Below are 26,835 nucleotides of genomic sequence, written 5' to 3' on the forward strand. Positions count from 1 at the left end.
ACTACCACAACAGTAGAACCAACGACTACCGTGGCAGCGACTACCACAACAGTAGAACCAACGACTACCGTGGCAGCGACTACCACAACAGTAGAACCAACGACTACCGTGGCAGCGACTACCACAACAGTGGAGCCAACGACAACAGCGGCAGCAACTACAACTGTAGCATCTACCACGACTGTGGCTCCAACTACAAGTGTGACCACAACCGCAGCTACTACTGTAGACGTACCCGGTACGACTACAGGCGTAACTCCTCCACCAGCAGGTGGTAAAAAAGGTAGAACTTTGCCAAAAACTGGTGAAGAGAGCGGTTTGGTGACAAGCCTTGTTGGATTTGCTTTGATGAGCGTTGCCGGTATGGCAACTGTATTGTATCGTAAATCGAAAAAAGCTTAATAGCTGACTAAAGAGAGACCAATGTCTCTCTTTTTGTTGTTCTGGAAAAAAGTCAATAAAATAGCACCCTTTAGGTTGGAGGGTGCTAGCTTTATTAAGGATTTGGTTTTTCTAAAATGAGGACTTGCTTTGTAGACTGCGCACCCTCTTTATAGCCTTTTTCAAGATAAAGGGATATCACTTCATGCTCCTTGCTGTCAGTGTTTTCCGTGATAGAGCGGGGTACGACGATTATATCAATCTTGTCATCGTACTTTTGTTCATTATGATAGAAAACATCATAGAGCTCTGGGACAGAGCGAAGTGCAACGGTGTAGGAATGAAAGGCCAAAACAGCCTTGTCTCTTGGTACCGTGGATAAAGTATATTGGATATCATCAAACCTTTGGCGATCTCGGAAGTAGCTGAGGGCATTATGATGCCAACCGTTGATATGGGCATAGAGGATGCCGGCAGAGAAGATGCTGGCAATAGAAATGAGGCTGACAATCCGCTTGCTGGCTAAAATCTGGTTTCCTGATTGGCTAAATCGCTGCCAAAGGGCCTCTAAGGCCAGGATAGATAAGAAGAGGGTCAGAATATTGGTGCCATAGCTGTACTGGAAACCAAAATCGACTTGATAAATCCAGTCTGATAACAGATTGATGACCACAAGGGGGATAAAGAGTAAGTAGTTGGCCCATTCCTTTTGCAGGATAGGGAGGAAGGCTTGGCTCAAAAAGAGGATGAAAATATATTTCAATTTGGCCTGGCTAAAGAAACTAGCAAAGGTATAAGTCGGATTTAAGAAGATATTTTCCAAAACCTTGCGTAAGCCTTCTTGATCTGGAAGTAAGAAATTTGCAAAGCGACTGACCATAGCTCCTTCCCCAAACTGGTTGAGAATCAGGAGGCAAAGTCCAAAATACAGGACTGGAAAAATCAGCTGGCTGAGGATGATTCGTATCTTTGCGCCCTTGGTCAGAACAAAGCGTTTTTGTAGGAGGAAGTAGAGTCCGATACTGACTACATAGATAAAAGCATCCTCTTTAATCATCAGGGTCAGGAGTACAACCAGCCCTAGCCCCCATTTCCAATGGCTCATGTTGGCGTAAATCACCCAGAGTAGGAGAGGAACCAGGAAGCAGTTTTCATGTAGGTGGTAAGCACCGGCAGTTGTCAGAGCAGGGGTGACAAAAAACCAGAGGAGGATCAGTGGTTTGGTGAAGATTGGGAAATCCATCTTTTTCAGGATGAGATAAAGAGGAATTACACCTGAAAAAACAACTAGGACTTGCAGGATTTCCAATGTTTCTCCGTAAGGGAAAAGGTAGTAAAAAGGGAGCAGAAGATAGTAGATGGGTGAAATATGGACACCAAAGTGAGACATGAATTTGTCACGCTCAAGGGTGGTGACCTGTGAAAAATCTCGTTTCATACTTTCAAACATCTGAGTGAAAATTCCGATGTCAAAGGTGGAAACAGATAAGGTAGTGACATTGTAGGCGCTGACGATGCAGAGATAGGCAACATAAATGAGGCCCAAGAAACCAACGGTTCCTAAGAGAATGCGAGAAACTTTTTGACTTTTGAGGGCTTTTGAAAAAAGTCGGTCAGGTAAGCGAGAGAGCAATAAATAGGCACAGGTGGCATAGATGATGCAAATGAGAATCATCCAGATGCGGTTAAGATTCCAGTTGTTGCTGTCAATGACAAAGCGTTTGAGATCAAGGGGTGCTGGGTGGTAAATTAGATAAGCGACTCTCGGTAAGGTCAACAGCAAGCCCAAGGGGAGGATTTGACGGTACCTATTTTTTTCCCAGGAGAGCTTGGCATAGACTGCAAAACCAAGAAGGAAAAATCCAGTATCGATGAGAAGAGAAGGGCTTTTGATAATGGCTAGGACGAGATAGGCAGTAATCAATCCGACAAAGGCTGGTTGCGGCTGATACTTTTCGTAGCGGAGGTTGAGTACATGGCTACAAAAACCCATCAGTAGGACAAAGAAAAGGCCAAAGAGAAACGGTATAATCGCCTTTAAATCTATAAAAAGAGTCTCTGTGGGAAGTACCAATAGGCTAATGATGGCATAGATTAGATAACCATTTGCAAGATGTAGAAATACGGTATCCTTGCTGGGTATCATAAAAGGTACTTTTAGTGATCGTAAACGGCTAAACATGTTTCATCCTCAAATAATTGTAGTAAAAGTGTAGAAAGCACACTTCATTTTAGTATACCGCCTGCTCTTTCTTCTGTCAATAGTCCTCTATGAGAGCAGTCGAGTCTGAGTAGAAAATCTATTTGAAGGCTTACTATTTTTTTGATTGGCCGTCATTCATTTCGGTAGAAAAAAGTGGTTGAAATATGGTAGAATAAGGGTTGAGATATTGTAATATCACTGGATTGTGATATAATATACATGCTGTTATGAAATTCACTTCACTCAATTTGATAAACAAAGAGTATAGTTGCAATATATCAGAAAAAGTCTTTTCAAACGAAGTTTGTGAAGAAATTAAATAAGAGAGAATGGAGCAATTCTCTCTTTTTTACAGGAATAAGCAATCAGTTCTTTTTGGTTAGAGAATGATTGAAAAGGAGAAAAGATGAAATTATCATTATTGATAACTTTTTATAATGAAGAAAAGATGATCAAGAAGACTCATGCAGCAATGTCTGAGAAACTCGAGAGTATGCTGGGTCGAGAATTAGATGACTATGAATTGCTTTATATTGATGATGGGTCCAAGGATCGTACCTTTGCCATCATGCAAGACCTGGCCAACTCAGATGAGCGGGTCCGCTACATCAGTCTTAGCCGGAACTTTGGCCGTGAAGGCGGTATCTTGGCTGGGTTTAAGTATGCTACGGGGGACGCGGTCATGGTCATGGATGGAGACCTGCAACATCCGCCCTATCTAATCCCGCAGTTTGTAGCGGCCTATCAGGAAGGTTATGACATTGTCAGTGGTCAACGAGACCGTGAAGGGGAGTCCAAACTAGCTAGTCTTTTTGCGCGCCTCTTTTATGATGTGTCTAACCATTCTATGGATGTCAAGCTGACAGATGGCAAATCAGAGCTGAGGCTTCTGAGCAGACGGGCAGTGGATACCTTCTTGGCCCTTCCAGAGTATAATCGCTTCAACAAGGGACTCTACGAGTGGATTGGCTTTAAGGAAAAGGTCATCCCCTACAAGAATCAGGTTAGAGAAGCAGGGAAGAGTAAGTTTGGCTTTAAAAAATCCCTTAACTACGCTATTCAGGGGATTATTTCCTTTAACGACAAGCCTCTGCGGGTCTGTATCCAGTTTGGTTTTTTCAGTCTGGGTTTGGCCTTTATTTATCTCCTGTTTGAGTTTTACCAATACTTTGCCAATCCAGGTCACAATGTGAGTGGCTACTTTACCACCATCGCGGCTATTATCCTCTTTAGTGGAGTTCAGTTGATTTCCATCGGTATTTTAGGTGAATATATTGGTAAAATCTATTACGAAGTCAAGCGTCGTCCGCATTTTATTGTCGGAGAGACCAATATTGAAAAAGCTGAGAAAGATAGGGTTGGATAATGTTAAATCAATTAAAAGAATGGGCTTCTTCTGTGAATAAAAAATTGGAGCCTGCTAAAACTTGGATTAGGGATCACCAAAGGTTGTGTGTGTACCTATCCAGTGCCTTGGTGCCCATGCTCATCATGCTGGTTGTCTGGGCCAAGATGGAAATGTATCCCTTTGGCAGCAAGAGTTTGATGGCGGTGGACTTTAGTCACCAGTACATCAGCTTTTATGGTTTTTTGAAAAATGCTGTTTTGACTGGTGACTGGACAGCCTTTGCGTATTCCTTTACCAAGTCCATTGGCGGTGAGATGATTGGGATTTTGTCCTACTACTTGATGAGTCCTTTCAACATCATCTACATTCTTTTGCCTCTCAAGTATTTTCCATTGGGAGTCTTTTTGACCATTTGGCTTCGCTACGGGGTTATCGGGTGGAGTTTTGCCTACCTATTGGTCAAACGGTATAAGGGCTTAGAAAAGAATGCCTGGATGGTGCCGATTTTCTCAACAGCTTATACACTGTCAGGGATGCTGGTTTCCTACCAGATGAACACCATTTTCTATGATGCTATGTTCATGTTGCCCCTGCTGATCGTCGCTCTAGAAGAAGTCTTAGAAGGCAGTAAGCCCTATAAGTACATGTTCCTCTTAGCAGCGACGATGTTTATGCAGTTTTATTTGGGTTATATGGTCTCTATCTTCATTGCCCTCTATGCTTGCTATTATATGGCGCCTAACTTGGCCATTGAAGGAAGTTGGAAAGAGAAGCTTAAGAACTATGTTCAGCCTTTGGTACGAGTGCTTTGTTTTTCCATCTTAGGGATTGGGCTAGCTGCTGTTTTGCTGTATCCTGTGGTCATTAACCTCATGCAAAGTAAGGGACAGGTTGGAGGCGGTATGGCCTTTGCTTGGGCTCTGCAAATCAACCCACTGGATATCTTGTCAAAGTTGATGATTGGTGGCTTTGATACGACCTCTGGTTGGTCAGCTGGACCAAACCTGCCTAATATTTATGTAGGAGCTTTGGGCCTACTTGGTTTTGTCTTTTATTTTATCTTTGCTAAGGCTCACAAATACCAGAAAATCGGAGCAGGAGTGGTGACGTTCATCTTCTTCATCTCCTTTGTCCATGAATTTACTAGCAAGATTTGGCATATGGGTCAAAATCCAGCTGGTTTCTTCTACCGTTTTTCATGGATCCTGTCCTTTTTCATGGTTCTTTTGGCCTACCAGGCTTACAAGCAAGGTCCGAAATTGTCTTGGAAAGGCGTCTTGATTGGTCTTCTTCCGATTGGAATGGCGGGCTACTATGTGGCGACACATGATTATACCTACATTGCTAAAAAGCAATCTGAAGCTGTGACCAAATACCTGAAAACCAATGGCAACACCATTTACATTCTTCTGACACTGTTTGCTGTAGGTGTTCTCTACTATATCTGGAAGAAGTGGAACCAGAAAAATAGAGAGAAAGCAATTGCGACAGGAGCCCTTCTGGCTCTTTTGGCGGGCTCAATCCTACTTTTGCAAAAAGGTTATCTGCTGACCCAAGTCTCTCTAACGTTGATTAGCTGGGCAGCAGTCCTTCTCGCCTTTGCTTTCCGTCCGAGGAAAGTGGTTTGGGGCCTCCTAGCAGTTATGACCACCTTGGAGCTCGGCTACAATGCCTACCTTTCCCAGGTAACGCTTGGTTATGCAGATGCCTACAAATTTAGCGATGCAACCGTTTCTGTCAAACGGGTAACAGATACAATTAAAGAGAATAACACAGCCGGTTTCTACCGTATTGCTGGTTCCTTTGCTTATTCACGTACCACACCGGCTCTTCTCAATTTCCCAGGACTCAGTACCTTTAGTTCCAGCTTGGAGCGGACGACCATGGACCACTTTGCTTATATGGGAGATTATGGGATCAATGCCTCTACTCAGTACGCTAATGGGACCTTGCTGACAGATGCTCTTTACGGTGTTCGTTATTATATGGACTATAAGGAGCAGGATCCAGCTGTCATTGAAAAACATCCTGAGAGACAGTACTTTGGTCGATTGACCACCCGTAGGGATATCCAAGAAACATTTACAAAAAAGGTTTATGAAGACAGTCGCTATCTGGTCTATGAAAATCCAGATGCCTTCTCTGTGGCCTTTGGGACGGGTGTTCTCCTCCAAAATATTACCTTTGGCCAAAACAATCCTGTTTCCAATCAAAACCTTATCCTCAATACGATGATGGGTGAGCAGGAAAATGTTGTTCAGTACTTCCAGGCCTATAGTTTTACAGACATTCAAACAGAGAATATGGAAGAAACAAAGAATGCAGTCGGTGAACTAGTTTATAAGGTCAAAAACCAAGCACAGCCTGGTATTGTTCGCTATAAGGTGGTACCAAAGAGCAGTTATACTTACTACTTCCTGACTCCAAATAACCTCAAAGAACACCGTGATAAGGTTTCTATCCTGCTCAACGGTCAATGGTTGCCACATAGCGTTTCTTTCGCTCAAAAACAACTGTGGCAGATTGCTGCAAATGATGAAGGTAAGGAAATTACCCTAGAGTTCCGCTTTACAACAGATCAAGAAATCAATATGAGCGATGCAGGCTTTATTCGCGCTGACAATGATGCTATAAAGAATGTGTTAGCTCAGCGGAAAGCACAAGAGATGAAGGCCACTGAGTGGACCAATACCAAGGTTGCTGGAACAGTCAATATCACCGATGATAGTAGTGTTATGATGACCAGCATCCCTTATAGTTCGGGCTGGACAGTCAAAGTGGATGGAAAAGAAGTGGCGACAAAGAGGGCTTGGGATACTTTCCTCTCCTTCCCAATCACACCAGGAAAACACAAGATTGTTATGACCTATGTTCCTAGCGGTCTTCTGGCAGGTATCTTCTTTAGCTTGATTTCAGCTGCAGGTGTTTTGGCTATGCGTCGCCATGACCGAAAAGTTGAAGCAGAAAAAGATCTTTTTTAGGAGTGAAATGATGAAAAATGTAATGACATTCCTACTAAAATTGATTAAGTCAGAAGTTTTTAAATATCTTTTCTTTGGTGTTTTGACAACTCTCGTTTCGATTGTCACTAGGGACGTACTCTTTGTTCTGACAAGACAGGTGACATTTTCCGTCTTGGTTGCCAATGTTGCTGGTATCGTCTTTGCCTTCTTTACCAATGACTACTTCGTCTTTTCTCAAGAACGAAAAGGCTGGCCAACGCGCTTTGTCAAATTTTTCGCGGCCCGGCTATCAACCCTAGCGCTAGATTTGGCCTTGGCCTATCTCTTGGTGGAGAAATTCCCTCAGATTATCGGACAATTTGTCAATCATGATTTAATTTGGGTAAACCGTATTGAAACCATCATTGCTCAAGTTTTGATTGTTGTAACAAACTATGTCATTAGCAAATGGTTAGTTTTCAAAGATCATAAGGATCAAAAATAATATAAAAAATGACACTAGACTAACAAGTCAGTGTCATTTTTAAATGGTTCATGATGAAAGATTAAGCTGATTTTAATCTGCGGTACAGCACACCAGTCACACCTACAAGGCTCAACAAAGCAAAACCAATAAGACTAGTAGTTAAACTACTTTCTTCACCGGTCTTTGGCAAAGTTTTGCCTTTTTTAGCTGATGGCGGAAGAGTTGAACGGGTTGTTCCTGGGACACTTACCGTAGTAGTTTTAGCTGCTTCAGTAGTTGTTGGATCACCAGTTGTCGTTGCCACTATTACAGTCGTAGCTGGTTCAGCTGTTGTTGTTGCAACAGTCGTAGCTGGTTCAGTCGTAGTTGTTGTAACAGTTGTAGCTGGTTCAGCCGTCGTTGTTGTAACAGTCGTAGTCGGTTCAGCCGTCGTTGTCGCAACAGTCGTGGCTGGTTCAGCCGTCGTTGTTGTAACAGTCGTGGTTGGTTCGGCTGTTGTTGATGTAACAGTCGTAATTGGTTCGGCTGTCGTTGTTGGTTCGACTGTTGTTGTAACAGTCGTAGTTGTTGAAGTAGTTGTTGTCGTTGGAGCTACATAGATGTTTTTGAAACTCGTATCAGCGGGAGCACCGACCTGAGCTAAATACTGGAAGTTTTCATAGGTGACATTCACCTTGTAGTTGAGCTCGACTGGTGAATAAGTTATTTGAGGATCGTTCCCAGCTTTTTCACGAACAACATAGGAGCGAAGACCTGCTGATGTATAGGTAATCGGCGAGAAGACAATGTTGCCATCTGCTCTATTTTTGACCGTTTCAATCAGGGTTTCTGTCCCATTTGCAGCAACTTCATAGAGTTCAAATTCAAATTGATTTGCTTCTAGTGTCTTTCCTTCCAGGATTTTCTTAGCAGCAATTTGAGCTGCTGTAGATTTGACACCCCATGATACGGCCCATGATGAAAAGTCATAGTTCACTTTGGCTTCACGGGTCCGTAGAGGGAAATTAGATCCTTCAAAAGAAACAGTGTTGCTCAAAGTACCCGTTGGAACAGAGACATCGCTGATACGAGTCCGATATTGGATGAAGAAAGTTGGGGAATACTCCACACCTGTGCCAGGAGCATTATAGACATTGTTGTAGTTTCCAGGAGTACCATAAGAGAATTCCCAAGTGTTACCGTTAATCACAATATTTGAACTATAGTTGTCGATAACCACAGCATTTCGGGCTTCTTCTTCGGTTTTATAGCCGCCATCTTTGTAAGCTAATCGCACTAGGCGGATGTTTCCGTCAAGTGTTTGCCCATCACCAATGGTATCAGAAATCTTAATGTTACGGATGATATCTTGAGAGCCATTGATAATAATAATCCAGTTGATAACCGTTGGGTCACTTGTGCTGACATAGCCATACTTGAAGGTATATCCATCAATCTGTCCATCACCTACACCTTCAAAGGTATAGTTTGCGAGTGGGATGCCTTCAAAGTTACCAGTTGTGATTTCTGTCGGTTGTGTGTTCTGCTGAACTGAGCGGCTGGCAATAACTTTCGCACCTACAGTTCCGCCTTTTGTATTTGGATTGGCAGTAAAGTAAGCCTCTCCGGATTCGTTAAATGACAGGATGATTTTCCCAGTTGTTGCATCCAGTGTGTAGGTTCCAACAGGAACACCATTAACAGATAGCTGGAGGCCTGACAGGGTTGTGGGAAATGCAAGAGTATCTGGGAGTGTGAGGGTGATAGTGTCTCCGCTTTGAATGGGTGTGCTATCGTCCACCTTCCATGTGAAGGACAGGTCCATGTTTTCCCCAGGGGCAACTGTACCATTCGTGGTCAGAGAAGCCGCAGTAATGGAAGAGGGGATCTCAGCAGCGGCAGCCTTCTGAGAGAATAGGGAGCTGAAGAGTGAACTTAAGACAAGTGTCAGTACTGCTAGCACTGCAAAAATTCTATTGGATTGATTAGTTATAGGTAGACTTTTCATTGAATCCTCCTGATGAAATAATACTAACTTTAGTATAGCAAAAATCAAAGGAAAATCAAAAAAGTCTGATTCAAAAAATTAAATTTTCAGAAAATCACTTAAGATTAACCAACAGTTACAAGGAGGAAAATCAAAAAAGATATTTAGATGGACTTATCTTGGGAATCTCTTTTCGTAGAATGGAAAGGGGATAAAGGGAAGTAGTGGTTCAACTCATTGATACTCAAAGCATTTTATGGTATAATGGTACGAATAAGAAATAGAAGGAAGGTGTAAGTATGGGATTCACAGAAGAAACGGTTCGTTTTCGTCTCGACGATACCAACAAGCAAGAAATTAACAAAACATTGACCAATGTCTATCGTTCTTTAGATGAGAAAGGATACAATCCAATTAATCAAATCGTGGGCTATGTATTAAGTGGTGATCCTGCTTATATCCCTCGCTATAATGATGCTCGTAACCAAATTCGGAAATACGAACGTGATGAAATCGTCGAAGAGTTGGTTCGTTTTTACTTGAAAGAAAATGGGATCAAACTTTGATGAGAATTATGGGACTGGATGTTGGCTCTAAAACCGTGGGTGTCGCTATTTCAGATCCGCTTGGTTTTACAGCACAGGGGTTGGAAATTATTCCCATTGACGAGGTCAAGGGTGAGTTTGGTTTTAAGCGCCTCAAGGAATTGGTATCTGACTATAAGGTGGACCGTTTTGTTGTTGGTTTACCAAAGAATATGAACAATACTAGTGGCCCGCGCGTGGAAGCTAGCCAGGCCTATGGTCAGAAGTTGGTTGAGCTCTTTGGTCTGCCGGTAGATTATCAAGATGAACGCTTGACAACGGTCGCAGCAGAGCGGATGTTGATTGAACAGGCAGATATTAGCCGTGGAAAACGCAAGAAAGTCATTGACAAATTGGCCGCCCAGCTGATTTTACAAAACTATTTAGATAGAACATTTTAAGGAGAAACAGATGGCACATAACCATGAACATGATCACAACCATGATGAGCGCGAATTTATCACTTTGGTCGACGACCAAGGTGCAGAAACCTTGTTTGAAATTCTCTTGACCATTGATGGGCAGGAAGAATTTGGCAAGAATTACGTTCTCTTAATTCCTGCTAGTGCAGAAGAAGATGAAAATGGAGAAGTAGAAATTCAAGCTTATTCTTACACAGAGAATGAGAACGGCACCGAAGGTGACCTTCAGCCTATCCCGGAAGATGCAACTGCTGAATGGGATATGATTGAGGAAGTTTTCAATAGCTTTATGGAAGAAGCAGAATAAGAAACCCTAGGAGTCCAAAAGGCTCCTTTTTTTGTGGAATTACTCTAAGCCTCATTGTTTGCGAACTAATGAAGTATGACAGAAAAAGAACGTGAATTTTTGAAGCAGTATGGTGAGCAGCGGTTGCACTATTTTCGTCAGTTAGAAAAATTTGCTCAGATTCAGACCAAGCAAAATTGCAAATGACAGACAGGGGACTTTTTGATATAATGAATAAGATTAGATCAAGGAGCTCGACATGACAGAAATAGAAGAATGGAACGATGGTTCCGAAACGTATTCCCGTAGAAGCCGTAGGGGTGGGAAGCGCCGCCACCATAGTCCTAGTACGAATCAACTTAACGAAGAGTTTAGAGAAAGTCTCCCTCCCACTCGCATCTTACCAGCCCTGTGGTGGAGTGCAGTTCTCAGTCTGCTCAGTGTTGCCAATCCCCTCTTGACCGGCTTGTCTAGTAATTTGCAAAGTCAAAATCTTTATGCCGGTTTTGCCATGGCAGCTGGTCAAAGTCCCTACGGTGACTTTTTTGGGACTAGTGGGGTCTTGTTTTATCTCCTGACCCTGGTAAGTTACCTTTTAAAATCCAGTATTGGTTTGGCAGTCTTTCAATTTATTGCTCTATTTATCGCGGGAATTTATTTCCACAAGATTATGGCCTACTTTAGTAGAAGCCGAGAGAATGCAGATCAGTTAACCGTTTGGTTTTATCTCTTTATACTGGCAGCTGGTTTTGGCGGTGTCTATGCTAGTATCTTTGCTCTCCCATTCCTCTTGACCAGTATTTGGTTTTTGGTCCGCTATTTTGAAAATGGGGTTCGGGATGAGATGTTTATCTTTTATGGTATTGATGCGGCCCTGGTCTTCATGATTTATCCTAAGAGTATTCTCTTGTGGGTAGTGGCAACCCTAGTGCTCCTAGTTTTCAATGGCCGTCGTGGACATTTTGCGCGTGGGATTTACCAGTCATTGGCGACTCTATTTGGTTTTCTCATCGTTATCTACTCTGTCGGTTACTACACCTTTGTTGAGCAGATTTTAGGGATGGCCATCCAGCAAACCTTCTTTTACAATATTGGTCTACATTTTACGAATGACAAAATTTTGTGGACCTTGGCCATCATTGGTGGGGCCTTGCTAGTCTCTGGGTTTTTGAAGAACTTCATCATGACTCTAGCCTCATTTAGAGACAAGCAGCACAGCTATATCAAATCGACCCTTATTTTGGCCTTCCTGGCAGAGTTGGTCTTTCTCATTGGAAATCCAAACTTCGATGTCAGCCAGCTCATCATTTTGCTGCCTTATGGTTTTGCTATGGCTGTTATGCCTTTGAAACAGAAAAGTCCAGAGGAAGGGGAGGGTGAGATCTGGACTCCAGAAGCCTTTGATTATCTCAAAGCAAGTTTCTTCTTGCCTCTTATCATTTGCCTCTTTATCCCTCTGCGTCCCGTCTTGACTTATGTACTGGATGGAAACCTTCATCAGGAGCGGACAGAGGTTGCCACTTATGTCCAGGAGCATTCAGAAGCAGATGCGAAGATTTATGCCTGGGACAACAGTGCCTACATCTATTTGCGTAGCCAACGTCTCTCTGCTGGTAATATTTTGACCGCTGAACCCTATTTAAATTCGGAGGACAATCAAGCGCAGATCACTTATGACTTGAATAAAAATGAAGCCCAATTTATTGTAGTCAATCGCAAAATCGCTCTCTTGGATGGAGTTCAGAACAACCTAGAGAAAAGTTATGAAGTCCTTGATCTAGGGACCAGCGACCTCGTTGTTTATCAGAAAAAATAAATGAAAATGATTGTGAAAACAATCATTTTTTTATCTTTTTATCACTACATATTGTGTTAAAAATAAAAAATAAGAAAATTTCACACAACATGTTGATTTTTAGTCTGTGAAGTGATACACTATATGGGAATGAAATGAAACTGGAGGATGGAACATGGAAGTCAGAGTGGAAATGATTGTATTAAAGCGGGATGGCCGGGCGGTCTCCTTTGATCATGAGAAGATTTCCTCTGCTCTTCAGCGGGCTAACCAGGAACTTCCTCTTGATAAAAAGGTATCAGAAGCAGGTTTGGACCAGGTCATGGACATGGTCTTGGCTGAAATTGAGCGTCGGTTTGAAAAAGATATTCAGATTTATGAGATCCAAAATATCGTGGAGCAGCAGCTCTTGCAGGCCCACCAATATGATTTGGCAGAGCAGTACATCCAATACCGGACCCAGCGTGATTTCCAGCGCCACCAGGCTACGGACATTAACAGGGAAATCCACAAGCTCTTATCTAAGGATCGGGCGGTGGTCAATGAAAATGCCAACAAGGACAGCGAGGTCTTCAATACCCAGCGTGATTTGACAGCAGGGATTGTCGGCAAGTCCATTGGTTTGAAGCTTTTGCCAGCCCACGTGGCCAATGCCCATCAAAAGGGGGAAATCCATTATCATGACCTGGATTATAGCCCTTATACCCCGATGACCAACTGTTGCTTGATCGATTTTAAGGGCATGTTGGAGCAAGGTTTTAAGATTGGGAATGCAGATGTGGAAAGTCCCAAGTCTATCCAGACGGCGACAGCTCAGATTTCGCAAATCATTGCCAATGTGGCCTCTAGCCAATATGGGGGCTGTTCGGCTGACCGCATCGATGAGGTTTTGGCCCCTTATGCCAAGCTCAACTATGAAAAGCACCTCAAGGATGCTCAGGAATGGGTGACAGAGGACAAGAGGGAAGAATATGCCATCACCAAGACCAAGAAGGACATCTATGATGCTATGCAGTCTCTGGAATATGAAATCAACACCCTCTTTACCTCCAATGGTCAAACGCCCTTTACCTCTCTTGGTTTTGGGCTGGGTACCGACTTTTTTGAGCGGGAAATTCAAAAAGCCATTCTCAATATCCGAATCAAGGGCTTGGGCCGTGAGGGGCGGACAGCCATCTTCCCTAAATTGATTTTTACCCTCAAACGAGGTGTCAACCTGGAGCCAGGCTCGCCCAACTATGACATCAAGCAACTGGCTCTGGAATGTGCGACTAAGCGCATGTATCCAGATATCTTGTCCTATGATAAGATTGTGGAGTTGACCGGTTCCTTCAAGGTGCCCATGGGTTGCCGTTCCTTCTTGCAGGGTTGGAAGGACGAGCAGGGTCAGGAGGTCAATTCAGGCCGTATGAATCTTGGTGTGGTGACGGTCAACCTTCCTCGCATCGCTCTGGAAGCAGCAGGGGACAAGGAAAAATTCTGGGCCCTCTTCCATGAACGGATGGCCATTGCCAAGGATGCCCTGGTTTACCGGGTCAACCGTGTCAAGGAGGCAACCCCAGCCAATGCGCCGATTCTTTATCAGTATGGGGCCTTTGGCAAGCGTCTCCCTAAGGACGGCAATGTGGATGAGCTCTTCAAACACCGTCGGGCTACTATTTCCCTAGGCTATATTGGCCTCTATGAGGTTGCGACAACCTTTTATGGTGGCGACTGGGAAGGCAATCCAGAAGCTAAGGAATTTACCCTGGACATCATTCGGGCGATGAAAGCTCTTTGCGCCAACTGGTCAGATGAGTATGACTACCATTTCTCTGTCTATTCTACGCCTTCTGAGAGCTTGACCGACCGTTTCTGCCGCATGGACAAGGAAAAATTTGGCATCGTCAAGGACATTACGGACAAGGAATACTATACCAACTCTTTCCACTATGATGTTCGTAAGAATCCAACGCCTTTTGACAAATTGGACTTTGAGAAGGATTATCCAGCTGCGGGAGCTTCAGGTGGCTTTATCCATTACTGTGAATATCCTGTCCTCCAGCAAAATCCGAAAGCCCTAGAAGCTGTCTGGGACTATGCCTATGACCGGGTCGGTTATCTGGGGACCAATACGCCAATCGATAAGTGCTACCAGTGTGATTTTGAGGGCGATTTTGAGCCAACAGAGCGGGGCTTCAAGTGTCCAAACTGTGGCAATACTGATCCAAAAACTGTGGATGTCGTTAAGCGGACCTGTGGTTATCTGGGCAATCCTCAGGCCAGACCCATGGTCAATGGCCGTCATAAGGAAATCTCCGCTCGGGTTAAACACATGAACGGTTCAACCATCCAGTATCCAGGGAATAGAGATTAGGTGAAAGGCTGCTAAAATGGTACAATAAAGAGAGGCTCAGTGTTATACTGGGCCTTTCAAAACTAGTTTGTGATAGAAAAGAGGAAATGAAATGGGAAAATTTCAATTAGACTATAAGGGGATGCAGCAGGTGGAGCGATTCCATGAAAAGCATTCGACGGTCAAGGATGATAAGAAGGCCCGTGTTCAGGCCCTTTTGAAGCAGGCCAAGAAAAAGGCTGGCAAAAAGGGCTAAGGTGATGAGGATGCAAAAATTAGAACTTCGAAGACCGACCGTAGCGGATAAGGAAACCATCCTATCCATGGTGGCTGAATTTGAGGATAGTCAGTCGGCCCACGATGGTGGTTTCTGGGAGAAAGGCTGCTTTGATTATGAAGCATGGCTGGCCGGTAATCAAGATATGGAAATGGGGCTTCATCTGCCAGAAGGCTGGGTCCCATCCATCCAGTTGGTTGGCTTTGTAGAGGATGAGGCCCTTGGTTTTCTGAACCTCCGCCTCCGCCTCAATGATTACCTGCTTCATCAAGGCGGCCATATCGGTTATTCGGTTCGACCGTCTGCGCGCGGCAAGGGCTACGCCAAGGCCATGCTGCAACAAGGAATTGAGTTAGCTAAGACTAAAAATCTGGAACGAGTTTTGGTGACCTGTAGTGAGAACAATTCAGCCAGTCGAGCAGTGATTGTGGCTAATGGCGGCCAGCTGGAAGATGTGCGAGAGGGTACCGAGCGTTATTGGATTGGGCAGTAGACAAAGCTGCAAGGAGGCTTGGATGGAAGAGAAATTGTGGAATACGCCCCAGCCCGGCGAGTGGAAATCAGAAAAGCTGAGCCAGGGGCGAATCATTGATTACAAGGCCTTTAATTTTGTGGATGGAGAGGGGGTCCGTAACTCTCTTTATGTGGCGGGCTGCATGTTCCATTGCCAGGGTTGCTACAATGTGGCTACTTGGAATTTCAGAGCAGGTATCCCCTATACCCAGGAGCTGGAAGAGCAGATCATGGCCGATTTGGCCCAACCCTATGTTCAGGGCCTGACCCTGTTGGGCGGAGAGCCCTTTCTCAATACGGGCATCCTCATTCCCTTGGTCAAACGCATCAAAAAAGAGCTGCCTGACAAGGATATCTGGTCCTGGACAGGCTATACCTGGGAAGAAATGATGAAAGAAACGCCTGATAAGCTGGAACTCCTGTCCATGGTGGACATCCTGGTCGATGGCCGTTATGATAGGACCAAGCGCAACCTCATGTTGCAGTTTCGGGGGTCCTCTAACCAGCGCATCATTGATGTGCAAGAGTCCCTGAAGACAGGCCAGCTGGTGCTCTGGGATAAACTCAAAGATGGCAAGGAGACCTATGGACAAGTCAGTCGAGATGATTTGATTTAGTCATTTCTAGTATTTATAGACGCAAAAAAGCCCTTGAAAAAGGGCTTTTCTCATATCAACATCCTCCCTGAAGGACTCGAACCTTCGACCCATGGATTAAGAGTCCACTGCTCTACCAACTGAGCTAAGGAAGGAAAAGAAAAATGCTGTATTGGTACCGGTGATTCAAGATTTGTATTGATCCCGCGCATATAAGCAGGTGGGTAACGCGTTCCTGACTTAGTTGCTTCCGTGTGAAGCGGCCTGCATACTGCCAGAAATCTCTTGTTTCCCGAAAAATACAAAAAATAGTCGGTCAACACATAGGTATGAATTCGTATACCACAGCAGTTCTTATATCTGTAATTATTGTATCATAAATTTTTAAAATTTCAAGAGGAAAAATAGATTTTGGAAAACGTTGCCAAAACCTTGCTATATCAGGTCTAGTCCTTCTTTTGTGACTTTAGCTGCTTAATTTTTTCTAGGGTCAGCCCCAAAGCTCGCTCGTATTTCCCTGTTTCATTTGGGGAAAAATAGCTTGCACTCCTGAGTTTGTCTGGCAAATACTGCTGATCCACCCATTTCTCTGGGTAGGCGTGAGGGTATTTGTAGTTTTCTGCGTTACCCAATTCCTTGCTGCCAGCATAATGGCCATCGCGCAAGTGTCTGGGGATAGGCAGATTGCCAGACTTCCGCAGGTCTGCCATGGCCTTGTCAATGGCGGTGATGGCTGAGTTGGACTTGGGCGAGAGGGCCAGATCGATGACCACATTGGCGATGAGGATACGGGCCTCAGGAAAGCCGATTTTCTGGGCCGCATCCAGGGCAGTAACTGTGTGGATCTGGGCCTCGGGATTAGCCAGGCCGATATCTTCATAGGCGATGACAGTCAGGCGTCTGGCCAGACTGGGCAGGTCCCCAGCCTCAATCAGACGGGCGGCATAATGAAGGCTGGCATCCACATCGGATCCGCGGATGGATTTTTGCAGGGCAGATAGGACATCGTAGTGGCCATCCCCATTTTTATCCATAGTGATGTAGCTGCGTTGCAGGCTGTTTTCAACCGTATCCAGGCTAATATGGCGCAGGCCTTTTTTGTCAGGACGAGTGGATAAGACGGCCAACTCCAGGGAGTTGAAGGCCGATCGCAGGTCCCCGTTGGTCGCAGTAGTGATAAAGTCCAGGGCCTCATCGTCCAGCTGGACCTCAAAGTCAAAGCCCCGTTCTTTGTCCTCTAGTGCCATCTGAATGGCCTGGCGGATGTCTTCATTGGAGAGGGGTTCCAGCTCGAAAATCTGGACCCGGGAGCGGATGGCGGGGGTGACAGAGAAGAAGGGATTTTCAGTCGTAGCCCCAATCATGATGATGTTGCCATTTTCCAAGAGGGGGAGGAGAAAATCCTGCTTAGTCTTGTCCAAGCGGTGAATCTCATCCAGCATCAGGACCAAACCGCCTGAAAATTTGGCCTCTTCAGCGATTTCCTGGAGGCGTTTTTTGGTGTCGGTGGTGGCGTTGAAGGTCCGAAAGGCAAACTGGCTAGTGCCTGCGATGGCCGAGGCAATCGAGGTCTTGCCGATACCAGGCGGCCCATAGAGAATCATGGATGAGAGCATGTTGGCTTCCACCATACGGCGGATGATTTTGCCCTCACCAACCAGGTGCTTCTGGCCGATGACCTGGTCAATGGTTTGGGGGCGCATACGAAGCGCGAGATTTTGTGGCATGGTAGCCCTCCAAGGGTGGAATGATAGGTTAGGAGCAGGAAAGTGCCCAGAGTATTTTTCTGCAAGTATGTTATAATAATTGTATCATAAAAGAAGATGGGACGGAAAAAACATGGTAAAATTTGGCTTTTTGAGCGTATTAGAGGAAGAATTGGACAGGCATTTGGACTATGATTTTGCCATGGACTGGGACAAGAAAAATCATGCGGTTGAGGTGACCTTTGTCCTAGAAGCGCAAAATAGGCACCAGGTGGAAACCATTGACGATCAGGGAGAAGTGTCGGCGGAAGATATTATTTTTGAAGATGTGGTCCTTTTTTACAATCCCCAAAAGACCCAGTTTTCCCCAGAGGACTACCTGGCAACCATTCCCTATGAGCCAAAGAAGGGGCTGTCCCGCGAATTTCTCGCCTACTTTGCGGATACCCTCAACGAGGTGGCGACCGAGGGCCTCAGCGACCTCATGGACTTCCTAGCGGACGAGACCGCAGTCGACTTTAGCCTGACCTGGGATGTGGCTGCTTTTGAAAAAGGCAGAGCCGACTTGGTGGAAACAGAGTTTTTTGGCTATCCGAGGTATTAGGATGATTCATGAAATGTTGTTAGCTCCAAAACCCTTTGAAATGATGAAGTCTGGTCAGAAGACCATTGAACTGCGCCTTTATGATGAAAAGCGCAAGAATATACAAATTGGAGATTGCATCCGTTTTTATTGTACAGAAAATCAGGCGCAAACGATAGATGCGCAAGTACTAGATCTTTATATATCTGATAATTTTACTCAGTTATACAAAGAACTGGATTTATTGTCTTGTGGTTATATGGAAAGTAATGTCAAAGAGGCGAAACCAGAAGATATGGAAGTCTACTATTCACGAGAACAATTAGAACAGTATGGTGCAGTTGGTATAGAATTGAGAGTGGTAGGAGAGATACAATGATTTGATTCTAGAGTTTATCGAGGCCGGCGGTGAGCATCTGCGGGATTGTTCTTGATTGACTTGAGGGGAAGTTTTTGCTATTCTAAAAATAGAAAAGGCGCTAAGCTGGAACTTAACGCCTGACAGGACCATGACGATGGTTCAGCTTTTGGTAAAAATAGACCGCCAGCTTGAAATCTTGGGCGGTCTATTTTTTGTCAATAATGGCTGAGATGATCACAATAATCAAACCAAGCAAATTCACAAGTAAACTTGCAAATGCTATGATGACCATTGTTTCATCAGCTGACAAATCAGGCTCTCCTTTCCGTTAGATTTTGTGTCTATTTGCATAGGCACCACCACCTTTCAGAAATCAGAACCACCGCTCAGATTTTCCTGTCATCATATTTATTCGAAAATATCTCCTGACCGGGATTCTACCATTGCAACTTGTAAAATAGGGTAGAAATAGGTACAATAAAACAAGGATTGACGGAGACAGGAAAACCATAGAACTAGCGGATATGAAAAAGCTATTTTGTTCAGATGGTGACTCCATTTGTTTCCAGTAGTTTGATTTGAAGCTCGTTTCTGTCGGACTGAATCAGTTTACCTGCACATGTTTTTGCCATAGCGACGAGACAAGTGCTAAACAAAAGGAGGAGGATTCTAATGTTTGAAGAGACAAGGGTTGTACCGGAACCAAAACTTATCTGGCCTTATCTGGCTTGGACTTTCGGCTGGAGTTGGGGGGCTGGGCTTGTGGTAGTGTTTCTGAATACTCTTTTGCCAGGCCGCCTGCCATTTATGTTATATGGTATCAGTATACTAGCTACTTTTGGCCCTGCTCTTGGAGTCAAGAAAGTCCTCAGGTTATCCTTTAGAGAGTTTTTGGCCTTTATCTTTTCCAGACCTTCCAAGAAGGCTTGGATTCCTTTAGTCTTGTTGATAGCTATGCTGGTTCTCACCACTTTGCTTGCTAGCAAGAGCTGGAATTCTAATAGTCCCTTTTGGCTGATGCCCATCTTTTTTGTCTTTACCCCCATCTGCGGCGGAGGCAATGAAGAAATCGGCTGGCGAGGCTTTCTCCAGCCAGCTCTGGAAAAGCGGTTCAGCTTTTGGCAGGCGACTGTCCTGACAGGTCTAGTCTGGGCTCTCTGGCATGCGCCCCTCTGGCTTGTCTCAGAGTCTCATGCAAGTACTCCTTTTCTGATATACACAGCCGGAATGATACTTACCAGCTTTGCCTATGCAGGTCTTTATAAGTCGACGCAGTCCGTCTGGTGCTGTGCTATGTTGCATGCCGCTGAAAATACTATAGGTCTGTACTTAGTCCCAGAAGGCTACAACCAGATTATCTATCTTGTAGGTATCGGACTGATGGCTATCTACGGTAGCTGGCTTTGGTATCAGAACAATTCAAAAGATAAGAAAGCGTAGATTTGCTAGAGATTTTTAGTAAAAATGAAGTGGGGAAATAAAAAGCTTTAAAGCGAGAGCAATACTGAAAAAGTGTTGGATTCAAAATTTCTTCATGGATATAATAATTAGGAAGTGTGAGGATAGGTATATCATGAACTCATGGCAAGAATTAACCATTCACGTGCATCGTGATGCGGAAGAGGCTGTTTCTAATCTGATGATTGAGACGGGCAGTCAGGGGGTAGCGATTAGCGACTCGGCTGATTATGTGGGGCAGGAGGACCGTTTTGGGGAACTTTACCCTGAGGTGGAGCAGTCGGAGATGATTGCCATTACGGCTTATTATCCAGACACTTTGGATATTGAGGAAGTCAAGGCAGATTTGGCGGCTCGTTTGGCGGACTTGACTGATTTTGGATTAGAAACAGGGGAGATTAGCCTAGAAAGTCAGGAATTGGCTGAGGAAGATTGGGCGGACAACTGGAAGAAATACTATGAGCCAGCCCGTATCACCCATGATTTGACCATTGTGCCTTCTTGGACGGACTATGAGGCGACGCCCGGGGAAAAAATCATCAAGCTGGACCCAGGTATGGCCTTTGGCACTGGGACCCATCCGACCACCAAGATGAGCCTTTTTGCTCTGGAGCAGGTTCTGCGGGGTGGGGAAACCGTCATCGATGTGGGCACGGGCTCTGGTGTCCTCTCCATTGCCAGTTCCCTTTTGGGTGCCAAGGAGATTTATGCCTATGACTTGGATGATGTGGCGGTGCGCGTGGCCCAGGAAAACATTGCCCTCAATCCCAGCATGGATAATATTCAGGTGGCGGCTGGGGACCTGCTGCGCGGGGTTGACTTGGAGGCGGATGTCATTGTGGCCAACATTTTGGCGGACGTGCTGATCCATCTCACGGAGGATGCCTATCGTCTGGTCAAGGATCAGGGTTATCTGATCATGTCTGGCATTATCTCTGAAAAATGGGACATGGTCCGTGCATCAGCTGAGGCCGCAGGCTTTTTCCTAGAGACCCACATGATTCAGGGCGAGTGGAATGCCTGTGTTTTCAAGAAAACCGATGATATTTCAGGTGTGATAGGGGGCTAAATGCAGCAGTATTTTGTAAAAGGCAGAGCCGAGAAGCTGGTGACCATCACCGATAAGGACACGGCCAAGCATATGTTTTCGGTCATGCGCCTGGCTGAGGGAGATGAAGTGGTCCTGGTTTTTGAGGACGGGATTAAACGCTTGGCGCGCGTGGTGTCCAGCAGCCAACAGCAGTTAGAAATAGTTCAGGAATTAAAAGACGATGTGGAGCTGCCTGTGCAAGTGACCGTCGCTTCAGGCTTTCCCAAGGGGGATAAGCTGGACTTTGTGACCCAGAAGGCAACGGAATTAGGGGCGGCTGGTATCTGGGCTTATCCAGCAGACTGGTCTGTGGTCAAATGGGACAGCAAGAAACTGGTCAAAAAGGCTGAAAAATTGGAAAAAATCGCCCAAGGTGCGGCGGAGCAGTCCAAGCGCAACCGCCTGCCAGATATCCGACTCTTTGACAAGAAAGCTGATTTTCTAGCCCAACTGTCGGCTTTTGATAAGGTCTTTATCGCCTACGAAGAAAGTGCCAAGGCAGGAGAGATGGCTAGATTGGCCCAGGAATTGCAGGCCGTGGAGGCCAATCAGAAAATTCTCTTTATCTTCGGGCCAGAGGGCGGGATTTCACCAAAAGAAATCGAGGCTTTCGAGCAGGCAGGCGGCATCCCAGTCGGCCTAGGCCCCAGAATCTTACGAACCGAAACCGCCCCGCTCTACGCCTTATCAGCTGTGAGCTATGCGGTGGAGATGAATCAAGAACATTAACAAGCAGCCTTCGGGCTGTTTTTGTATCGGTGAAAAAGACAGAAGGGCTGGGCTTCTCAGAGCCTCTCCCCTTTTTCTTTCTTGGAAAAAGTGTTAAAATGGTACTACTATTGAGATAGAAGGATTTGACAGACCATGAAAGAACAAAATTTGACTGGAGAGGAAGTCCTGGCTCTGACGGCAGCCTATATGCCAGAAGAGGATGTGGCCTTTGTTGGGAAGGCCTTGGACTATGCGGTGGATGCTCATAAGGAGCAGTTCCGCAAATCAGGTGAGCCCTATATCGTCCACCCTATTCAGGTGGCGGGTATTTTGGCGGGTCTCAAACTGGATGCGGTGACGGTGGCCTGTGGCTTTTTGCATGATGTGGTCGAGGATACAGACATCACTCTGGATGAGTTGGAGGCTGAGTTTGGCCATGATGTGCGGATGATTGTTGACGGGGTCACCAAGCTGGGTAAGGTGGAGTACAAGTCCCACGAGGAGCAGCTGGCTGAAAACCACCGCAAGATGCTGATTGCCATGTCCAAGGACATGCGGGTTATCCTGGTTAAATTGGCCGACCGGCTCCACAATATGCGGACTCTCAAGCACCTGCGCAAGGACAAGCAGGAGAGGATTTCCCGGGAAACTATGGAAATCTATGCTCCCCTGGCCCATCGTTTGGGGATTTCCTCCGTCAAGTGGGAGCTGGAAGATATGGCCTTTCGCTACCTGAATGAGGTCGAGTTTTACAAGATTACCCACCTGATGACAGAGAAGCGTAAGGAGCGGGAAGACTTGGTCAAGGAGGTAGTAGACAAGATTCGTGACTACGCGGCAGAGCGTAATCTGGTCGGTCAAGTCTATGGACGGCCCAAGCATATCTATTCCATCTACCGCAAGATGCATGATAAGAAAAAGCGTTTTGACCAACTTTATGATTTGATTGCCATCCGCTGCATCATGGATACGCCAAGCGATGTCTATGCCATGCTGGGCTACATTCATGAACTCTGGCGGCCCATGCCAGGTCGTTTCAAGGACTACATCGCCAATCCCAAGGCCAATGGTTACCAGTCCATTCATACCACGGTCTACGGACCAAAGGGCCCAATCGAATTTCAGATTCGGACCAAGGAAATGCACCAGGTCGCTGAATACGGGGTTGCGGCCCACTGGGCCTACAAGCGGGGCGGAAATGCGACTGCCAGCCAAAAAGAGCTCAAGTGGATCAACAATCTCATCGAATTGCAGGTGGATTCTGGCGATGCCAAGACCTTTGTCGATTCGGTTAAGGATGACATTTTCACCGAGCGGATCTATGTCTTTACCCCAGATGGTTCGGTGCGGGAGTTGCCCAAGGATTCGGTGCCCATTGATTTTGCCTATGAAATCCATACCAAGGTAGGGGAAAAGGCAACAGGTGCCAAGGTCAATGGCCGGATGGTGCCCCTGACCACCAAGCTCAAAACTGGAGACCAGGTGGAAATCATCACCAGTTCCAATTCCTTTGGGCCTAGCCGAGACTGGGTCAATCTGGTCAAGACCCACAAGGCCCGCAATAAAATTAGGCAATTTTTCAAAAACCAGGACAAGGAACTCTCTGTGGCCAAGGGTCGGGAGCTGGTGCAAAACCTGCTCCAGGAAAATGGCTATGTGGCCAATCAATATTTTGACCGCAAGCACATGGACGAAGTTCTGCAGCGGACCAGCTACAAAACAGATGAAGCCCTTTTTGCGGCAGTTGGTTTTGGCGAAATTTCGGCCACATCCGTCTTTAATCGCCTGACAGAAAAAGAGCGCCGGGAAGCTGAGCGGGCCAAGGCCAAGGCTGTGGCCGATGAGCTGGTCAAGGGTGGCGAGGTTAAGCAGGAAAACAAGGACAGTCTGAAGATTCGCCATGAGGGCGGTGTCGTCATCGAAGGGGCTTCTGGCCTCCTGATTCGGATTGCCAAGTGCTGCAATCCCGTTCCAGGTGACGAAATCGTTGGCTACATCACCAAGGGTCGCGGGGTAGCTGTCCATCGTGTGGACTGTATGAACCTCAAGAGCCAAGAAAATGTGGAGGTCCGCCTCATTGACGTGGACTGGGAAGAGGACAATTCCAATAAGGAATACATGGCCAATATCGACATCTATGGCCTCAATCGCTCAGGCCTCCTCAATGATGTCTTGAAAGTCCTGACCAACTCCAGTAAAAATATTTCCTCGGTCAATGCCCAGCCAACCAAGGATATGAAATTTGCGACCATTCATGTTTCCTTCGGCATTCCCAACCTGTCAAGCCTGACCAGCGTGGTGGATAAAATCAAGTCTGTTCCGGAAGTTTATTCCGTCAAGCGGACCAATGGATAGGAGGGCGGCATGAAGATTGTCATTCAACGTGTCAGCCAGGCCTCGGTCACGATCGATGGGAAAATCGCTGGCGAAATCCAGCAGGGCCTGCTCTTGCTGGTAGGAATTTGTCCAGAGGATGGGCAGGAAGATATCGAGTATGCGGTCAGAAAAATCAGCCAGATGCGGATCTTTTCAGATGATGCGGATAAGATGAATCTGTCGGTCCAGGATGTGGGCGGTCAAATCTTGTCCATCTCCCAGTTTACCCTCTATGCGGATACCAAAAAGGGCAATCGGCCAGCCTTTACAGGGGCTGCCAAGCCTGATCTGGCCACCGCCCTCTACGACCAATTCAACCAGAAATTGGCTCAAACAGTCCCCGTCCAGACGGGCGAATTTGGAGCAGATATGAAGGTCTCCCTGGTCAATGACGGACCAGTGACCATTGTCTTGGATACTAAGGCTAGATAAGGTTGTTAAACGGAAGCTTTTCTTCCGTTTTTTTGTTACTATATAGAGTGATAGTATATGAAATTAACTCGAAAAGGAGACATCATGACACGATATCAAGATGATTTTTATGAAGCGGTCAATGGCCAGTGGGCGGAGACGGCTGTGATTCCAGATGATAAGCCTCGGACAGGTGGTTTTTCGGATTTGGCAGATGAGATTGAAGACCTGATGCTGGCGACATCGGATGCCTGGCTGGCAGGGAAAGATCTGCCTCAGGATGCCATTCTAGCCAATTTTGTCAAATTTCACAAGATGACCTCGGACTATGCAAAGCGGGAGGCCCTTGGGGTCAGTCCTGTCCTGCCCTTGATTGAGGAATACCAGTCCCTCTCCTCTTTTGCGGATTTTGCCAGCAAGATGGCGGACTATGAACTGGCTGGTAAGCCTAGCGCCCTGCCCTTTGGCGTGGCTCCTGATTTTATGAATGCCCAGCTCAATGTCCTCTGGGCGGATGCTCCGAGCCTGATTTTGCCAGACACCACCTACTATGCAGCGGATAATGAAAAAGGCAAGGAATTGCTGGCAACCTGGCGCAAGAGCCAGGAAGATTTGCTGCCAAAATATGGTTTTTCAGCGGAGGAAATCAAGGATCTTTTGGACAAGGCCATCCAATTGGATGCCAAATTGGCCAAGGTTGTCCTCTCCCGGGAAGAAGGCTCCAAATATGCGGAACTCTACCATCCCTACCAATGGGAGGACTTCAAAAAACTAGCCCCGGAACTGCCTTTGGATGCCATTTTTAGCCAAATTTTGGGACAGATTCCTGACTTGGTGATTGTGCCAGAGGAGCGATTTTGGACTGATTTTGCTGGGGAGTATTTCTCAGAAAAAAACTGGGACTTGCTCAAGGCAGACCTGATTTTGTCTGCGGCCAAGGCCTATAATGCCTACTTGACCGATGAAATCCGAGTCCTGTCTGGTGCCTTTGGCCGAGCCCTCTCTGGAACTCCTCAAGCCCAAGACAAGAAAAAAGCCGCCTACTATCTGGCGGAAGGGCCTTACAATCAGGCCTTGGGGCTCTGGTATGCCGGGGAAAAATTCTCAGCGGCAGCCAAGGCGGATGTGGAAGCCAAGGTCAAAACCATGATTGAGGTCTACAAGAAACGCTTGGAAGGCGCAGACTGGTTAGCGGCAGAAACCCGTGAAAAAGCCATTGTCAAGCTCAATGTCATCACGCCTCATATCGGCTATCCAGAGAAACTGCCAGAAACCTACGCTAAGAAAATCATCGATGAGAATCTTTCTTTGGTTGAAAATGCCCAAAACCTGGCCAAGATTTCCATTGCCCATGCTTGGAGCAAGTGGAATCAGCCCGTGGATACGACAGAGTGGGGCATGCCCGCCCACATGGTCAATGCCTACTACAATCCTCAGCAGAATAAGATTGTCTTTCCAGCAGCTATCTTGCAGGCACCTTTTTACTCGCTGGATCAGTCTTCTTCAGCCAATTATGGTGGGATTGGGGCGGTGATTGCTCATGAGATTTCCCATGCCTTTGATACCAATGGGGCCTCCTTTGACGAACACGGCAGCCTGAAAAACTGGTGGACGGATGAGGATTTTGCGGCCTTTAAAACCCGAACCGACAAGGTGGTGGACCAGTTTGATGGCCTGGATTCCTACGGTGCCAAGGTCAATGGCCAGCTGACTGTTTCGGAAAATGTGGCGGACCTAGGAGGCGTAGCCTGCGCCCTGGAAGCAGCCAAGCAAGAAGCAGACTTCTCAGCCCGCGATTTCTTCATCAATTTTGCCACTATTTGGCGGATGAAGGCCCGTGAAGAATTTATGCAGATGCTGGCAGCGGTGGATGTCCATGCCCCAGGCAAACTCAGGACCAACGTCACTCTGACCAACTTCCCGGAATTCCATGAGGAATTTGACATCACAGAAAGAGATGCCATGTGGCGGGCACCCCAAGATCGGGTGATTATTTGGTAAAAT

Annotated in this window: 24 protein-coding genes, 1 tRNA gene and 1 other RNA gene; 20 read left to right on the forward strand and 6 right to left on the reverse strand. The window is 46.0% G+C overall.

Going from position 1 to position 26,835, the window contains the following annotated elements:
- The coding region (locus ACEYCN_RS01470) for an LPXTG cell wall anchor domain-containing protein (protein WP_373712532.1) at positions 1–402 on the forward strand (402 nt) is incomplete at its 5' end.
- 94 nt (positions 403–496) lie between these two features.
- Here ACEYCN_RS01470 and ACEYCN_RS01475 read toward each other — a convergent pair.
- Positions 497–2,563 carry a DUF2079 domain-containing protein gene (locus tag ACEYCN_RS01475; protein ID WP_373712533.1) on the reverse strand — a complete coding sequence of 689 codons (2,067 nt, stop codon included), beginning with the start codon at positions 2,561–2,563 and terminating at the stop codon, positions 497–499.
- Between the two features lie 427 nt (positions 2,564–2,990).
- Between ACEYCN_RS01475 and ACEYCN_RS01480 the strand changes: the two genes are divergently transcribed.
- The 3 genes from ACEYCN_RS01480 to ACEYCN_RS01490 are packed head-to-tail and all read left to right on the forward strand — an operon-like array spanning position 2,991 to position 7,379.
- Positions 2,991–3,950, forward strand: coding sequence for a glycosyltransferase family 2 protein (locus ACEYCN_RS01480; RefSeq protein ID WP_373712534.1), 960 nt, complete (start codon positions 2,991–2,993; stop codon positions 3,948–3,950).
- Positions 3,950–6,913, forward strand: coding sequence for a YfhO family protein (locus ACEYCN_RS01485; protein WP_373712535.1), 2,964 nt, complete (start codon positions 3,950–3,952; stop codon positions 6,911–6,913). Before ACEYCN_RS01480 ends, ACEYCN_RS01485 begins: the two co-directional genes overlap by 1 nt.
- 10 nt (positions 6,914–6,923) lie before the next feature.
- A complete protein-coding gene (locus ACEYCN_RS01490) occupies positions 6,924–7,379 on the forward strand; it encodes a GtrA family protein (protein ID WP_373712536.1) in 456 nt (151 codons plus the stop codon).
- 61 nt (positions 7,380–7,440) lie between these two features.
- On the opposite strand, the gene ACEYCN_RS01495 is transcribed toward ACEYCN_RS01490, so the two are convergent.
- Complete coding sequence (locus ACEYCN_RS01495; RefSeq protein WP_373712537.1) at positions 7,441–9,348, reverse strand: Spy0128 family protein; 1,908 nt, start codon at positions 9,346–9,348, stop codon at positions 7,441–7,443.
- A gap of 278 nt (positions 9,349–9,626) precedes the next feature.
- Here ACEYCN_RS01495 and ACEYCN_RS01500 point away from each other — a divergent pair, with 278 nt between their 5' ends.
- The 8 genes from ACEYCN_RS01500 to nrdG all read left to right on the forward strand — a co-directional run bounded on the left by ACEYCN_RS01500 (position 9,627) and on the right by nrdG (position 16,156).
- Positions 9,627–9,893, forward strand: coding sequence for an IreB family regulatory phosphoprotein (locus ACEYCN_RS01500; protein WP_018166393.1), 267 nt, complete (start codon positions 9,627–9,629; stop codon positions 9,891–9,893).
- Positions 9,893–10,312, forward strand: coding sequence for a Holliday junction resolvase RuvX (gene ruvX / locus ACEYCN_RS01505; protein WP_373712538.1), 420 nt, complete (start codon positions 9,893–9,895; stop codon positions 10,310–10,312). Before ACEYCN_RS01500 ends, ruvX begins: the two co-directional genes overlap by 1 nt.
- Positions 10,313–10,322: 10 nt before the next feature.
- Positions 10,323–10,640: a DUF1292 domain-containing protein gene (locus ACEYCN_RS01510; protein ID WP_373712539.1), complete on the forward strand. Its 318-nt coding sequence runs from the start codon at positions 10,323–10,325 to the stop codon at positions 10,638–10,640.
- Positions 10,641–10,878: 238 nt separating this feature from the next.
- Entirely contained in the window at positions 10,879–12,435 is a 1,557-nt protein-coding gene (locus tag ACEYCN_RS01515) for a quinol oxidase (protein WP_373712540.1), read from the forward strand.
- A 154-nt stretch (positions 12,436–12,589) separates the two neighbouring features.
- Complete coding sequence (gene nrdD, locus ACEYCN_RS01520; RefSeq protein WP_373712541.1) at positions 12,590–14,770, forward strand: anaerobic ribonucleoside-triphosphate reductase; 2,181 nt, start codon at positions 12,590–12,592, stop codon at positions 14,768–14,770.
- A gap of 91 nt (positions 14,771–14,861) precedes the next feature.
- Positions 14,862–15,005 carry a hypothetical protein gene (locus tag ACEYCN_RS01525; protein ID WP_373712542.1) on the forward strand — a complete coding sequence of 48 codons (144 nt, stop codon included), beginning with the start codon at positions 14,862–14,864 and terminating at the stop codon, positions 15,003–15,005.
- 10 nt (positions 15,006–15,015) lie between these two features.
- A complete protein-coding gene (locus tag ACEYCN_RS01530) occupies positions 15,016–15,519 on the forward strand; it encodes a GNAT family N-acetyltransferase (protein ID WP_373712543.1) in 504 nt (167 codons plus the stop codon).
- A 22-nt stretch (positions 15,520–15,541) separates the two neighbouring features.
- Positions 15,542–16,156, forward strand: coding sequence for an anaerobic ribonucleoside-triphosphate reductase activating protein (gene nrdG, locus ACEYCN_RS01535; protein WP_373712544.1), 615 nt, complete (start codon positions 15,542–15,544; stop codon positions 16,154–16,156).
- A gap of 61 nt (positions 16,157–16,217) precedes the next feature.
- Here the strand turns inward: nrdG and ACEYCN_RS01540 are convergent.
- The 3 genes from ACEYCN_RS01540 to ACEYCN_RS01550 form a co-directional block, all read right to left on the reverse strand.
- Positions 16,218–16,290: transfer RNA gene (locus ACEYCN_RS01540), tRNA-Lys, on the reverse strand.
- Positions 16,291–16,295: 5 nt separating this feature from the next.
- A non-coding RNA gene (ssrS, locus tag ACEYCN_RS01545) (6S RNA) lies at positions 16,296–16,489 on the reverse strand.
- Positions 16,490–16,581: 92 nt separating this feature from the next.
- On the reverse strand, positions 16,582–17,862 hold the full coding sequence (locus ACEYCN_RS01550) for a replication-associated recombination protein A (protein ID WP_373712545.1): 1,281 nt from the start codon (positions 17,860–17,862) through the stop codon (positions 16,582–16,584).
- Positions 17,863–17,974: 112 nt separating this feature from the next.
- Between ACEYCN_RS01550 and ACEYCN_RS01555 the strand changes: the two genes are divergently transcribed.
- Together ACEYCN_RS01555 and ACEYCN_RS01560 are read left to right on the forward strand one after the other, a co-directional pair.
- Entirely contained in the window at positions 17,975–18,445 is a 471-nt protein-coding gene (locus tag ACEYCN_RS01555) for a DUF3013 family protein (protein ID WP_373712546.1), read from the forward strand.
- 1 nt (position 18,446) lies between these two features.
- The gene (locus tag ACEYCN_RS01560; protein WP_373712547.1) at positions 18,447–18,803 is read left to right on the forward strand and encodes an ASCH domain-containing protein; all 357 of its coding nucleotides are present in this window, start codon (positions 18,447–18,449) and stop codon (positions 18,801–18,803) included.
- A gap of 187 nt (positions 18,804–18,990) precedes the next feature.
- Here ACEYCN_RS01560 and ACEYCN_RS01565 read toward each other — a convergent pair whose 3' ends face one another.
- A complete protein-coding gene (locus ACEYCN_RS01565) occupies positions 18,991–19,095 on the reverse strand; it encodes a putative holin-like toxin (protein ID WP_373712548.1) in 105 nt (34 codons plus the stop codon).
- A 362-nt stretch (positions 19,096–19,457) separates the two neighbouring features.
- Here ACEYCN_RS01565 and ACEYCN_RS01570 point away from each other — a divergent pair, with 362 nt between their 5' ends.
- The 6 genes from ACEYCN_RS01570 to ACEYCN_RS01595 all read left to right on the forward strand — a co-directional run bounded on the left by ACEYCN_RS01570 (position 19,458) and on the right by ACEYCN_RS01595 (position 26,832).
- On the forward strand, positions 19,458–20,225 hold the full coding sequence (locus ACEYCN_RS01570; protein ID WP_373712549.1) for a lysostaphin resistance A-like protein: 768 nt from the start codon (positions 19,458–19,460) through the stop codon (positions 20,223–20,225).
- A gap of 133 nt (positions 20,226–20,358) precedes the next feature.
- Positions 20,359–21,312 carry a 50S ribosomal protein L11 methyltransferase gene (gene prmA / locus ACEYCN_RS01575; protein WP_373712550.1) on the forward strand — a complete coding sequence of 318 codons (954 nt, stop codon included), beginning with the start codon at positions 20,359–20,361 and terminating at the stop codon, positions 21,310–21,312.
- Positions 21,313–22,062: a 16S rRNA (uracil(1498)-N(3))-methyltransferase gene (locus tag ACEYCN_RS01580; RefSeq protein WP_373712551.1), complete on the forward strand. Its 750-nt coding sequence runs from the start codon at positions 21,313–21,315 to the stop codon at positions 22,060–22,062.
- A gap of 135 nt (positions 22,063–22,197) precedes the next feature.
- Positions 22,198–24,399 carry a bifunctional (p)ppGpp synthetase/guanosine-3',5'-bis(diphosphate) 3'-pyrophosphohydrolase gene (locus tag ACEYCN_RS01585; RefSeq protein WP_373712552.1) on the forward strand — a complete coding sequence of 734 codons (2,202 nt, stop codon included), beginning with the start codon at positions 22,198–22,200 and terminating at the stop codon, positions 24,397–24,399.
- A gap of 9 nt (positions 24,400–24,408) precedes the next feature.
- Entirely contained in the window at positions 24,409–24,852 is a 444-nt protein-coding gene (gene dtd / locus ACEYCN_RS01590; RefSeq protein WP_373712553.1) for a D-aminoacyl-tRNA deacylase, read from the forward strand.
- Positions 24,853–24,936: 84 nt separating this feature from the next.
- Positions 24,937–26,832 (forward strand): M13 family metallopeptidase, encoded by a 1,896-nt coding sequence (locus ACEYCN_RS01595; RefSeq protein ID WP_373712554.1) that lies wholly within the window; start codon positions 24,937–24,939, stop codon positions 26,830–26,832.
- The last annotated feature ends 3 nt before the right edge of the window (positions 26,833–26,835 follow it).

The organism is Streptococcus sp. (assembly GCF_041802885.1).
GTDB lineage: Bacteria > Bacillota > Bacilli > Lactobacillales > Streptococcaceae > Streptococcus.